Consider the following 13,190-nt stretch of genomic DNA (forward strand, 5'->3'; position numbering starts at 1 on the left):
AGGGAGGAAAAATTTGTAGAAATCAAAGGTGAGCTAAGGGTAAAAGTAACTTACTTTCTACTAAACCACTTTCTTGTAAATTTAACTCTAGCTCTCCTCCCATTTGTTGAATTAGTCGCCGACAGATAATTAAATGCTTGCCTGGAGGTGAAACCAAGAGAGAAGGTTCTAATACATCTGGGATAGAAACGGAGTTAAATTCTGCAATTAATTTTGAGCTAATCTTACCTGCATCAATAATAGAAATTTCAAGCCATTCTTCATCTAAAGTTTGGCATTTAATATCGATTTTTCCTCCTGTTTGAGAACGACTACAGGCACTAATCAAAAGCTCGTAAACAACTAATTCTAATTTAATAAGATCTCCATAAATATTCAAATTTCCTTCCCGATGAACTTCTAATTGCAGTTGTCTTTTTTTTACTTGGGAATCAATGCGAATGAGCGATCGCCTCAACAAATTAGCTACAGAGACAACATCAAAATTTGCTTGTAAATGCCATTTTTCTTGTGTCAATAATGAAGTAGTAGACGATAACACATTGCCAATTTGCCTTAGTAATTGCTGATAACGTAGATTTGTCAATACATTTTTTTGTTGGGCAGGATTTTCTGATGGAGTATAATGCAATTCACTTAACTGCTTAAAACCAGAACCAACAGTACGGTAAAGTTCTTCTAAACGCTTTTGTTTATACCAATTCAACCACTCTAGTTCTTCTCGCTGAGATTCTAAAGCAGTCTTTACTATTAAATAGCGACGCGACCATGCAAACTGAGAAACCAAATGAGTCAATAAATTTTTCAGAGTTTCAGTAGGAGAATGTGGTTGTGGCAGTTCTGTTTTTTGCCATAAAATTTTGTGAGGGTCTGCAATTAACAATATACCCGTCGGTTGATGTTCAATAGCAGTACGCAAAGCAGTTGCTACGACCTGACCGCTATCAAGAATATTGAGCCACCGTAAAGTTTTTGCTGGTACATCACTCACACTCAGATGCAACCAACCATTTGTAGAAATTATTTGTTGAATCCAAGAATCAGTACGAACTGGAATCGAAATTTTATCAGTGCTAGTAATATGACACTCAGGATAACTATAGCTCATAACTCTACCTGTTTGTGATAATGGATACCAGGTAATTAAAGCAACTAGGGGAATAGTTTGCGGGTTGAGATCTGCTATTTCCACAATTGCTTGAGCAATAAATTCGAGAAAGTTTCCTTCTAGACGGTCTAGAGATAAATTTCCTAATACACTCAGTTCTCCGACTGGTTCCAAATTTTTCACTTCTTGTAATAATAAGGAGTTGGAAGAGTTAATCAATACTTTTGTTGAATTTGGAATTATTGTAGTTGGTTGTAAAGCAGTTAAACCAGACTGAAGATATTGCGTATATTGTTGCTGCTTGTTTATGAGCTGATTAATATGTCTTTGATGCAGGAGAAAACCTAACTGTTGACTGGCAATTTGGACTAATTCTCGTTCATTGCGATTCCAGGTGCGAGGGGTTTCATAACCAATAATTACGAGTCCTTCGGGTTGGTTATATTGATCGCCTTGATTTTTTGTAATAAATTCTTCTTGCTCCTTTTTCCCCGCTCCTATTGTCCTGCACAACAGAAGAGAACGTACTCCAAGTTTCTCAAAATCTTCCTGCCAAGCATTCAATATATGACTTTCTGACCAATTTTCAATTCCTACTACTTCAGTGTTTCGTCCTAGCAAGGTCATATCCTCCTTGCTGAGGGTGGGTAGAGAAGTTTTGACTGTTCGACTTTGAGTAGAATGATTTTGATAAACAACTTCAAACTGCCCTCTGTTGCGGATTGCCAACATAAAATATTTAGCACCTAAGCGCTGAGATATTTTTTCTGCCGTTGTTTTTAGGGTTTTCTGCCAATCATCATCACCGTAAATAGCGCGAGTGATGCCTGCAGTTAAAGTCTGGTCTAGTTTAGCTTGACGAATTTTGTCCTCCATTTCTGAGAGGGGAGAAGTTAAAGCTAGCAGTTGACCTACCCCTTGCAAATAGTTTTTTTCATCATCTTGCCATGGACGGTTGTGTTGTTCTTCTACAGCAATAAATCCTAATAGTTCGTCTTCTAAGATAATTGGTGCTGCTAATACAGAAGCAGCTCTAATTTGTCGGATTAATCTGCGAATAATATCGCTGTCTACAGAAGTGTAATATTCTCCAATGCAAACAATTTTTCCTGCTAATAGTACATGATAGAATTTACCTAAATCTTGCAATGTAATGCCAGAAGCAGGACGTTTAAAGTCGCTCCATTCTACTATTACTTGATGATTACTCGCACGACGCCAAAAATAGCGTCCATTGGGATAATACCAGTAAATATTTGTGCGGGATGGCTGTAAAAATTGATGAGTTATTTCTACAACTGTTTCGAGGCGTTGATCTAAAGTCGTTAATTTTCCTAATTGAGATAGTAATGAGAGTATTGGTTCATCAGGTCGTTTTGCTTGTTGATGTTGCCATTCTTTTTCTATTTTTTGTAATGTTTGTCCTAGTTCACCCCAGATTAAAGATAGTAGTGCTTTTTCTTCTGATTCTAAAGAACTTCCCCACTCTTGTGAACCCATTAAGGCAATACCAAAACATTTTTCTTTGTAATGTATGGGAAAGAAAATTGTACCTTTAATATGATATGTTTGTGCTATTTTTACCCATTCTCCAACTTGCTTTTCTGCCCTTAAGTCAGCGACTTTAATTGCTTTTCTTTTCATTAATACTTGTTCTAATATATCTCCATGACTTATGGTGAATTTTTGTTTGAGAGCAGAAATTTCACCATTGGGAGTAATTCCGCCTTTGCCTACTATTTTATTTGCTAATCGATCGTACAAACAGACCCAAATCAAACAATAATCAAATTCTGACTGAAGATAATTTATGACTTTTTTAATGAGAAAATCTAAATCTTCTTCTTCTCTAATTGCTCTAATTATGCTTTCTAAAGCAATCAGATTATTATGATTTTTTTCGGCTTCATTTTTTTTTAACATCGATGGATTATCCTGATTATTTAATAGTTATTTTGAGAATAAAAGAAATAAATTATAGTATGTCAGCTTAATTAGTTAGCTTGTGGTCAAAAACTTTCTATTCCTATGTTCTCTTGCTTTATTTCTGCCCTCATAACCCATATTCGGCACCCCCTATTACTGTTTATTTATCAGCATTCAACTGGACATCATATTCTCAATATTTTTGACTAATCAGTATTAATTTTTTGTCCGCTAAATCTGTAAATACGATTTAATATCAACTTTAGATAAGCCTTTATCAATAAAATATCTTGTTTTTGCTGATGAGAAAGAGAGATTGTATGAAATTCTCCTGTTGAGACCTTGCATATCTATACTCTTACTGCTGTTTCCCTTATTTATCAGTAGTATTCCAGCTAACTCGATCTAAATGATATATTGATGATCGAGAATTAATTAGTGTGCTTTGATCAAAAAGAGTCTTGTCATTCCAAGATTATACCTGATAAAAATTTGAGTTTTAATTTTTAGTTTTTAATTGTCAACTACTATTTAGAATCAAGTGTTAAATATTTATCGTTCTGTCATATTTCCGACTCTATTTTCTGGATTAAAAGCTGATCCAGAATGGGTACATCATCAACTTCTAAATATTCTCAGTTTTATGGATACTAACTCCTCCAGTAAACTAATAAGTAGCTTGCAGACAATAATGCAAAAATCTTTATGTTTTGAGGATATTCGCCTAGAACAAACTTTGTGGGGATTAAACTTTAAAAATCCCGTGGGTTTAGCTGCAGGATATGATAAAGATGGTGTGGCCATTAATGCCTGGCCTCAATTAGGTTTTGGGTTTGCTGAACTTGGTACAGTTACTCTTCATCAACAACCGGGAAATCCTCAGCCAAGATTGTTTCGTTTGCCAATGGATCGAGCTGCTTTGAATAGAATGGGATTTAATAATCAAGGTGCTGCTGCTTTAGCTATGAGATTACAATCTCAAGGAAAAAATATTCCAGAGGTTCTCAGATTACAGGAGAATAATTATTCTTTTTATCCGAATTTTTTCCTTGAGATTGTAATCTCAAGGAAAAAATATTCCAGAGGTTCTCAGATTACAGGAGAATAATTATTCTTTTTATCCGAATTTTTTCCCTTATGGTATAAATATTGGTAAATCCAAGATAACCTCTTTAGAGGCAGCAGCAACCGATTATTTAGGTAGTTTTAAGTTGTTAAAAGATTGGGGTGATTATTTTGTAGTCAATGTTTCTTCTCCTAATACTCCTGGGCTACGTTCCCTGCAAAACACTGAAAACTTAAGTAATATTTTAGCAGATTTACAAGCAGAAAATAAAGGTGTTAAGCCAATTTTAGTTAAGATTGCACCAGACTTAGAAAAAGAAGCGATCGCCTCAATACTAGACCTGATTAAACAATATCAAATCTCTGGAATTATTGCCACCAATACAACTATTTCCCGTGATGAATTAAAAACTAAAATTATTGCCAAAACTGGTAAACTTGTCACTGAAGAAGCAGGTGGAATTAGTGGCGCACCATTAACTCAAAGAGCAACAGAAATCATTAAATTTATCTGGCAAGAAACTCAAGGAAAATTACCAATTATTGGTGTAGGGGGTATATTTACTGTAGAAGATGCTTGGGATAAAATTACTGCGGGGGCAAGTCTAATTCAAGTTTACACAGGATGGGTCTATCAAGGACCGGGAATGGTCAAACAAATTCTCCAAGGATTACTGCAAAAGTTAGATGAAAGAGGATTAAATTCTATTTCTGAAGCAATTGGTTTGGCACACAAAGGGAATAGGGAATAGGGTTCAACAATTAATAATTATTAATTACCTCTCCTTGAAAACGTAATTGATTGATGAACAGGAAAAAAATATTTATTATCCCCTTAAAATGGGATAATTTAAACCACAATTTTCCGGTAAATAATGGATGATTGGTATACGATGATCGATTTTAATTTTGATGATTGAAGATGCCTGATAGTAGTTAATACTAAGCTTTTATCCCTGATTTTACCTTGTATTAAAAGTTTATTTATCAGGATTTGATATAACACCTAACACCTAAAATATACAACCTATTTTTAATTATGTTACCTAAATTATTTTTACTCAATCAACGCTTAATTTTTCTAGTTTTAATATTAACAATACTACTAATTCCTCTAGCTTTAAACGTTTATGTCAGAATAGCGACAAGCAAATATCGATACAAAAACCCGGAAGAAGTGCCAGAGCAACCTATTGCTATAGTTTTTGGGGCCGGAGTATGGGACGATGGTACTCCCACGCCAATGTTAGCTGACCGAGTACAAGGAGCTGTTAACTTGTACAAAACTGGTAGTGTTAAAAAAATTTTGATGACTGGTGACAATGGTACTCCTGATTATAATGAAGTGAAAGCAATGCAAGAATATGCAATTTCCCGTGGTATACCTGTTGATGATATTACTTTAGATTATGCTGGTTTTAGCACTTATGAAAGTTGTTATCGTGCTAAAGAAATATTTGGCATTACCCAAGCAGTTTTAGTAACTCAAAGTTATCATTTGCCTCGTGCGGTTTATACCTGTCGTCAACTGGGAGTAGATGCTACAGGTTTAGGTACACCAGATTGGGGAAAGTTTAGAAATGATTCTATGAGACGTTATTCTCTCCGCGAACTTTTGGCAGTCTTAAAAGCATTGTTAGAGGTTCATATTACTCGCCCTCGCCCTACTTTTTTAGGACCTTTTGAGGGAATTAGTAGTAGGTAGTAGGTTGTAGGTTATACCAAGCGCGATCAATGTTTGCTACATTTTCGCATTGGGGGAACTTACCCCTAACCCCTCCCAGGAGGGGAATGTGGGGAGAGGGGGAAGAAATTAAAAAATATATATCTTCCTTTGTTCCCTCCTGAGGACTGAGGACTGACTTCTTAGTAATTAAGGTGTTGCACAGTGACGAATGATTTGATATTTTTGATTGAATTGGATTGTGGATTAATCAATTGCTAGAATGATTAATATTAGGTTTTTCTTAGTCAAAATCTAAAGCAATTTTTGGCAAAATCATTCCATAATGTGCAACCCCGTAATTAAAATTAATATCATACACGTGCTTCAGCAACGCCAATTTTTGTAGGAGAAAAAAAATGGTTCTTTATCTTGATTCCGCAATAGTAACAGAAGCTAGAGTTGCCAGTAAATTTGGTTGGATATCTGGTGTGACAACTAACCCTACTTTGTTAGTAAAAAGCGATTTGTCTCCAGAAGCTACATTAAAGGAACTTTCAGAAATTGTTTCTGGAGAATTATATTACCAACTTACTGCTACTAATTTTGATGACATGATGGCAGAAGCGAAAGCTGCATCGAAATTAATTGGTCATCAAATAGTTCTGAAAATTCCGGCAACTGCCACTGGTTTTCAAGCACTATCTCATCTGTCTGGAGAAATTAATTGTTCTGTGACAGGAATATATCATCCTGCTCAAGCAGTAGTAGCTGTAGAGGCGGGTGCTAAATACGCGCTCGCCTATGTTAACCGGGCAACAAGATTATTGGGAGATGGTTTAAAGTTGGTACGGGAAATGGCTGAGGTAGTGCAGGGTAGCGGTACAGAAATTTTAGCAGCAAGTATAAAATCTCCTGATGAGGCTGTGGCCACTTTACTGGCAGGTGCTAATCATCTGACATTACCATTTTCTGTTTTACAAGCAATGACTACTCAGGAGTTATCAGAGCAAACTTTTAAAGAGTTTAATGAAAAAGGGCGAGGAATTATGTATTAATTGGCGATTATAAAATATCTGTAGGAGATAGTTTATATTGAGGATAAATATTGAATTTTCAAGGTTTCTTAAAAGCTTGCTCCTGCGGCTAGAGATAATAACTATTTATACTAATGTAATTGTGTTAATCATTAAATTCTGTGTCAGCCAAAGATATATTTCATCAATCAGTTTGTATCGCTATTGAAAAAGATGGCTGGAAGATTACTAACGATCCGCTTTATCTGAAAGTAAATGATGTAGAATTTTACATAGATTTAGGTGCAGAAAGATTAATTGCAGCCGAAAAAGCCGATCAAAAAATTACCATAGAAATTAAGTCTTTCTTAGGTACATCAGCAGTTACAGAATTTCATCTCGCTTTAGGGCAAATTCTCAATTATAGGTTAGCTTTAAAACTGGAAGAACCAGAAAGAATTCTCTACTGGGCAATTCCTCAAGATACTTATGAAGATTTCTTTTCTCGTCAATTTATTCAAGATTCTTTGGCGGAATATAAAATTAAACTCTTAATTTTTGATTCTATCAAACAGGAGGTCGTGTTATGGAAAGAATAGATTACTCTCAACTTATCCAAAAAATTCTCACCGAACATTCAGTTAATAATGGAAAAAATAACACAGAAATTCAACTTCTATTTGACACAAAACGCCATCATTACCAAGTCTTAAATATAGGCTGGAAAGAACAAAAAAGAATCTATGGTGTGATTATTCATGTTGACTTAAGAGATAATAAAATATGGATTCAAAGAGATGGAACAGAAATCGGAATTGCCAATCAATTAATAACTGCTGGAGTTCCTAAAAAAGATATTGTCTTGGGGTTTTATGCCCCATATAAACGTAGTTTAACTGAATTTGCTGTTAGTTAGTAATGATTACTATATAGACAATAAAAGTTGCAGTAGCCTGGTTTGAACACCAGACTATATTATACCAAATCCTGTGATCAAAAGGTAATCCTCTTTACCCCTGTTGCCTGTTGCCTGTTGCCTGTTGTCTGTTGCTTTACCCTTGTGATAAAATTCCTATCTAAAACTGCCAAAAATTTGGCTCAAAAGACGACCATTTTAACTGGTTTTGTGTTTCCTCTTCATCAGTAGTTGCCCCATCAGTGACAAACATTACATAAATGGGTTTATCTGCAGCAAAAGGAGAATTTCTACTATCGCCATTTCCCTCCGGAAAATAGAAATTTCTAATCATTTTCATGGCTTTGCCATAATAAGTTCCTGTTTCTAGAAGATATTCTTCTTCTATGTTTGGAATAAAATCTTGGAAGTTACCTAAAGTCATTTCTCCTACCCGATGAGAATGTTGTCCAAACAGAAAAATTTCTATAGAACCGTTATCATCGAACCTACGCTCTAGAGCTAATATTTTTTCTGCTAAAGTTTGAATTTTACCAGATGAATAAATGTAGGACATGGAGCCAGAAATACCTAGACAAAGTGCAACTTTAGCCTAATGATTTGTCAGATTTGCCTTGAGGATTGAAATGTCTGCTTTTTTAGCAAGATCGATTAATCTAGGAGCATCTCTTTCAATTTTTTCGAGAGATATGGGCATAATTTTTTACCTGATTAAATTTGATTAAATAAAAAAATATTCTTCATTGATTGCCAAATTCCTAAATTATTCTAAGTAGAGCAAGCTAAAAAAAAGACGTTGCATTTTTAATCAAAAAAACCCTAAAGGCAATCAATATAAACTTTTGAGCTAATTTACAATTTGATACATAGCGCCCAAAATTTACCATGTTCTACTTAATAATATTAGCTGATTTAAGAGGCATATTTATCGACAAATCCCTGTAAACCTGAATTATAACCTTGTCCGACAGCTTGGAATCTCCAATCATTATCTTTGCGATAAAGTCTGCCAAATTCTAGAGCTGTTTCTCGTGAAAAATCTTCTTCTAATTCATATTTGGCTACTTCTTCTTCGGTGGTAATATCGTAGATTCTAATAAAAGAATTTCTAACTTGTCCAAAGTTTTGTCTTCTGGCATCTGCTTCATGGATAGTCACTACAAATACTATTTCTTGAATAGCTTGGTCTACTATTGTTAAATCAATTTCTATTACTTCATCATCTCCCGAACCTTCTCCTGTTCTACTATCTCCTGAATGTTTAACAGAACTATCTGGTGAGATGAGATTATTGTAGAAAACAAAGTATTTTTCTGCTGGAATTTTTCCATTAGCTCCTAACATAAATACAGAAGCATCTAAGTCAAATGCTGACCCTGTGTCTGTAGTATTTATATCCCATCCCAAGCCAATACCTGCTTGCTTCAAATTGGGAGATTCTTTGGAAAGATTTACTCTTTCACCTTTGCTGAGATTAATAGACATAATTTACCTCTTGCGTCATCTTATTTGCTCATTTATATTATACAGTAAATACTATTGATAAAAATTAGTATATTAGGTGATAAACTGAGTATTTAACTATTTTGGGTTTGGTGATATTCATTTGTTGATATAATATTAATTATCCAGTATTTTTGACCGGATAATTAAGGTTTAAAGCCTCTGTTTTAAAGAATTTTTAAAGAATAAATAAATTAAACAAAACTCTGTTCACCAATCCTATAACTGTCAGGATTGGTGATGATTAATTATTAATTATTAACTAGCTATTAGCTTTTAGTATTTCCGTACCGGAATGCTCCGCAAACAGGATTCAGCTTTTAGAGCTAGGGGTTGAAATCCTCTTTCTGTTCCGGAATGCTCCGCAACAGAAACAGGATTCAGCTTTTAGAGCTAGGGGTTGAAATCCTCTTTCTGTTCCGGAATGCTCCGCAAATGCACACATTTACTGCTGACTGCTGACTGCTGATTGCTGATTGCTGATTGCTTTTTAATTACTGATATGCTTCTACTCCCTGATTAACAAATTGTAAAGTAAAAGCTTCTTTATAATTAGTATCTGGCTCAATTAATCCTGCTTCTACTACACTATCAAAGAATAATTTCCAGCGTTCGTCTGTCATAGCACCGATACCTTTTGTGGAAGCATCTCCAGAAATAATAATACCATATTTTTTCATTTTTTCTAAACTATAAGCTAATAAATCATCTTTCATTTCTGGGTTATCTTTTTTAATTAATTGATTTGCCGGTTCAGGATTTTCTAAATAACTATACCAACCTTTGATAGAAGCATGGACAAATCTCTGGACTAAATCAGGATTTTTTTCTACCATTTCTTTTGTTGTTTCTATAGTAGTAGCATAAGGTTTATAACCGGCATCTGCTAATAACATAACTACTGGTTCAAAGCCTCCTTTTTGCTGGATTGTGAAAGGTTCAGATGTCAGATAACCTTGCTGAATTACATTTTTATCTACTAAAAACGGAACTACACTAGAATTATAAGGACGTCTCTGGTCGTCTGTATAACCAAACTTAGTTTTGAGAAATTGCCAATAGCCTTTTTCAGCTAAAGATGATACTAAAATCGGTTTGCCTTTTAGTTGTTCTAAAGAGTCATTTCCTACTCCTGGATGAGCAATTAATACTTGGGGGTCTTTTTGGAAAATAGCTGCAACTGTAATAGTAGGAATTCCTATTTCTACAGAGCGAATTGCTTCTAGACTAGACCCCATAAAAAAGTCAATTCCTCCCCCTACTAATAGCTGAGTTCCATTTACTTGAGCATTTCCCATTCTAATAGTAACTTCTAAACCATAATCTTCATAAATTCCTGTAGCAATTGCTTGATAAAAACCTCCATGTTCGCCTTGAGCATACCAATTAGTTCCATAGGTTACTTTGTCAAGATTTTTATTATTTTTAGCAGTAGAGTTGGAGTTATTAGGAGTAGCACAACTTGTTAATATACTGGTACTAATAGCGAGGCTACTATACTGAATAAATTGACGACGATTAATATAATTCATCAGAATCTATTTAACTTAATATTTTACTAGAGTTATTTAGTTGAGCAAAGTCACCAGAGAATAGGGGACAGGGATTAAACTGTGCCTCACACTTCTTAAATTAAAAGTGCTGTATTATTGGATAAATACTCACTTAATTATAGAACACTATGGCAATAGAAATTCATGTTGTTTGATTTTCATTAAAAGGTCTTGAAGTTGTTCTTTGTTACATTATGCTATGCTTGATTTTATTAAAATTAATGGCGTAATTATTATCTCAAAGTTAAGAAAAAATGGCAAAGCATAAACATATTGTATTAACATCTCATCCTGGTCCTGCCGACAAAAAACCAATTCCCGTGCAGTGGGGTGCTCAAGACCCCATAGAGCGAGGACCTGCGATTGGATCTTTGAGTAACCCTAACCATCGTAATGTCATTGGTACTCACTCCGGTTCTTATGCTGTTTATCGTGCCCTGGCGATCGCCTCTGGTAAACTACAATCAAATCACCGTGCTGATTTAACAAATACTTCTCCGGCAGCACATATTGGCCCCTATCCAAGCTGGTATGACCCCGATAAAATTGTCTGTCTCGATCCATTAGGGGCAGTGGTGGAAGAAGTATTTGCATCTTACTATGAACAAGGATACGATATCCGACCTACTATTGCAGTCACGAAGGCAAATATTAATATGCCAGAATTACAGGATGCTGTTGCTAGAGGTGTATTGAAAGTTGATGGCAATATTGTTAAAGATAATGGTAATTTATTGGTAACAAAAGCGGCGATCGACCCAGTTTGGCATTTGCCAGGAATTGCTAAACGACTGAATGTGGAAGAAAGTGACTTGCGTCGAGTGTTGTTTCAACAAATGGGTGGAATGTTTCCGGAATTGGTAACGCGCCCAGATTTACATTTATTTTTGCCTCCTATTGGTGGTACGACTGTATATATAGTGGGAAATGTTGCTGATGTTGCTGACCCCACGAAGAAACTTGCAGTCAGAGTTCACGATGAGTGTAACGGTTCGGATGTCTTCGGTTCTGATATTTGTACTTGTCGCCCCTATTTGGTGCATGGCATTGAGGTGTGTATTCAGACAGCGCAGGAGGGAGGTGTCGGTGTCATTGTTTATTTCCGTAAAGAGGGGAGAGCGTTGGGAGAGGTGACTAAGTTTTTGGTTTACAATGCTCGGAAAAGACAGGAAGGTGGCGATCGCGCGGATGCTTATTTTGCTCGAACTGAATGTGTTGCGGGAGTCCAAGATATGCGGTTTCAGGAAATGATGCCAGATGTTTTACACTGGTTGGGCATTACGAAAATTGACCGTTTCGTGTCGATGAGCGATATGAAGTATAATGCTATTGTTAATTCTGGGATTAAAATAGTTGAGCGCGTACCTATTCCTGATGAGTTGGTGCCGGAAGATGCGCAAGTGGAAATTGCTGCGAAGAAAGCGGCGGGTTATTATACAGATGGGGAGGTGCCTGATGAGACTATTTTATCAGAAATTAAAGGAAGGGAGTTGTCTTGAGAAGGCAAAAGTAAAAAGGCAAAAGACAAAAATCATCTATGGTTGAGTTTGAGAATTTAGGAATGTTCTAAGTTTTGCTAAAGTTGAAGATTCTTTACCTTGTTTTGAAAAGGCAACACAATTAGAACCGAATAATATTAAAGTTATCAATAAATATGCTAATAGTTTAATCAAGTCAGACAGAATAGAAAATCCTTACCTTTATAGTGCTGTGCGCAGGCAACAGGCAACAGCTCCGGAAGGGGGAATAAAAAACCTATAATATAAGACTTTTAGCTATTGGACAGTTCTTGTAATTTGTAAATATGCCAGCGCACATTGCTATATTTGAAAAATCTCTGCGCCTAATAATGTTAAAACTATTACTAACTATGCTAGTGCTTTAATCAAATTAGAAAGAGTAGAAGAATCCTTACCTTTATTTGAAAAATCTCTACAACTTGAGCCTAATAATGTTAAAACTATTACTAACTATGCTAGTACTTTAATCAAATTAGAAAGAGTAAAAAAATCCTTACCTTTATTTGAAAAATCTCTACAACTTGAGCCTGATAATGTCAAAACTATTAATAATTACGTTAATGGTTTAATAAAATTAGGCAAAAGTGTAGAATCTTTTCCTTTTTTAAGAGTATCTCTACAAGGCATTATTGACGATGCCAATTATTTGATAAAATTAGGAAAAACCCAAGAATCTTTGCCTTGGTTTGAACAAGTTTTGGAACTAGAACCTGATAATACTGATGTTATATCATGTCCGGATAATTAGTGATAAAAAAACTTTCTCCTTCTCTTCCCCTTTCTTCCTTCCTGACTTCTAACTCCTGACTCCTGACTTCTCCATCATTTATTTATAACTGTTCAACCGGACATGGTATTATTGTTAATTATCATTTTCTTTGTGGGTTTAATACCCCACCGTCTACACGGTGTTCAAAATT

Annotated in this window: 10 protein-coding genes and 1 pseudogene; 7 read left to right on the top strand and 4 right to left on the bottom strand. The window is 35.2% G+C overall.

Going from position 1 to position 13,190, the window contains the following annotated elements:
* Nucleotides 1–22: 22 nt before the first annotated feature.
* The gene (locus tag D5R40_RS16735; protein WP_124146901.1) at nt 23–3,031 is read right to left on the bottom strand and encodes a GAF domain-containing sensor histidine kinase; all 3,009 of its coding nucleotides are present in this window, start codon (nt 3,029–3,031) and stop codon (nt 23–25) included.
* Nucleotides 3,032–3,677: 646 nt separating this feature from the next.
* On the opposite strand from D5R40_RS16735, the pseudogene D5R40_RS42675 reads away from it, so the two are divergent.
* From D5R40_RS42675 to D5R40_RS16760, 5 genes and pseudogenes are all read left to right on the top strand, one after another.
* A pseudogene (locus tag D5R40_RS42675) lies at nt 3,678–4,851 on the top strand (quinone-dependent dihydroorotate dehydrogenase).
* A gap of 287 nt (nt 4,852–5,138) precedes the next feature.
* A complete protein-coding gene (locus D5R40_RS16745; RefSeq protein ID WP_124146899.1) occupies nt 5,139–5,804 on the top strand; it encodes a SanA/YdcF family protein in 666 nt (221 codons plus the stop codon).
* 377 nt (nt 5,805–6,181) lie between these two features.
* Nucleotides 6,182–6,820 (top strand): transaldolase family protein, encoded by a 639-nt coding sequence (locus D5R40_RS16750; protein ID WP_124146898.1) that lies wholly within the window; start codon nt 6,182–6,184, stop codon nt 6,818–6,820.
* Between the two features lie 140 nt (nt 6,821–6,960).
* Complete coding sequence (locus D5R40_RS16755; RefSeq protein ID WP_124146897.1) at nt 6,961–7,377, top strand: XisH family protein; 417 nt, start codon at nt 6,961–6,963, stop codon at nt 7,375–7,377.
* The gene (locus tag D5R40_RS16760) at nt 7,365–7,694 is read left to right on the top strand and encodes a XisI protein (RefSeq protein ID WP_124146896.1); all 330 of its coding nucleotides are present in this window, start codon (nt 7,365–7,367) and stop codon (nt 7,692–7,694) included. The genes D5R40_RS16755 and D5R40_RS16760 overlap by 13 nt, the downstream gene beginning before the upstream one ends.
* 160 nt (nt 7,695–7,854) lie before the next feature.
* On the opposite strand, the gene D5R40_RS16765 is transcribed toward D5R40_RS16760, so the two are convergent.
* From D5R40_RS16765 to D5R40_RS16775, 3 genes are all read right to left on the bottom strand, one after another.
* A complete protein-coding gene (locus tag D5R40_RS16765; RefSeq protein WP_240039142.1) occupies nt 7,855–8,250 on the bottom strand; it encodes a VWA domain-containing protein in 396 nt (131 codons plus the stop codon).
* Nucleotides 8,251–8,606: 356 nt separating this feature from the next.
* A complete protein-coding gene (locus D5R40_RS16770) occupies nt 8,607–9,179 on the bottom strand; it encodes a TerD family protein (RefSeq protein ID WP_124146895.1) in 573 nt (190 codons plus the stop codon).
* A gap of 512 nt (nt 9,180–9,691) precedes the next feature.
* The gene (locus D5R40_RS16775; RefSeq protein ID WP_124146894.1) at nt 9,692–10,729 is read right to left on the bottom strand and encodes an ABC transporter substrate-binding protein; all 1,038 of its coding nucleotides are present in this window, start codon (nt 10,727–10,729) and stop codon (nt 9,692–9,694) included.
* A gap of 275 nt (nt 10,730–11,004) precedes the next feature.
* On the opposite strand from D5R40_RS16775, the gene D5R40_RS16780 reads away from it, so the two are divergent.
* Both D5R40_RS16780 and D5R40_RS43670 read left to right on the top strand, forming a co-directional pair.
* Nucleotides 11,005–12,249 carry a GTP cyclohydrolase II gene (locus D5R40_RS16780; protein WP_124146893.1) on the top strand — a complete coding sequence of 415 codons (1,245 nt, stop codon included), beginning with the start codon at nt 11,005–11,007 and terminating at the stop codon, nt 12,247–12,249.
* Between the two features lie 361 nt (nt 12,250–12,610).
* Nucleotides 12,611–13,018, top strand: a complete 408-nt coding sequence (locus D5R40_RS43670) for a tetratricopeptide repeat protein (RefSeq protein ID WP_511035265.1) — start codon at nt 12,611–12,613, stop codon at nt 13,016–13,018.
* Nucleotides 13,019–13,190 lie beyond the last annotated feature (172 nt).

The organism is Okeania hirsuta (assembly GCF_003838195.1).
GTDB classification, from domain to species: domain Bacteria; phylum Cyanobacteriota; class Cyanobacteriia; order Cyanobacteriales; family Microcoleaceae; genus Okeania; species Okeania hirsuta.

Coding starts and splice junctions, on each gene's coding strand:
- D5R40_RS16735 (WP_124146901.1), bottom strand. CDS start 3,031: ATGTTAAAAAAAAATGAAGCCGAAAAAAATCATAATAATCTGATTGCT.
- D5R40_RS16770 (WP_124146895.1), bottom strand. CDS start 9,179: ATGTCTATTAATCTCAGCAAAGGTGAAAGAGTAAATCTTTCCAAAGAA.
- D5R40_RS16760 (WP_124146896.1), top strand. CDS start 7,365: ATGGAAAGAATAGATTACTCTCAACTTATCCAAAAAATTCTCACCGAA.
- D5R40_RS16775 (WP_124146894.1), bottom strand. CDS start 10,729: ATGAATTATATTAATCGTCGTCAATTTATTCAGTATAGTAGCCTCGCT.
- D5R40_RS16780 (WP_124146893.1), top strand. CDS start 11,005: ATGGCAAAGCATAAACATATTGTATTAACATCTCATCCTGGTCCTGCC.
- D5R40_RS16765 (WP_240039142.1), bottom strand. CDS start 8,250: ATGTCCTACATTTATTCATCTGGTAAAATTCAAACTTTAGCAGAAAAA.
- D5R40_RS16750 (WP_124146898.1), top strand. CDS start 6,182: ATGGTTCTTTATCTTGATTCCGCAATAGTAACAGAAGCTAGAGTTGCC.
- D5R40_RS16745 (WP_124146899.1), top strand. CDS start 5,139: ATGTTACCTAAATTATTTTTACTCAATCAACGCTTAATTTTTCTAGTT.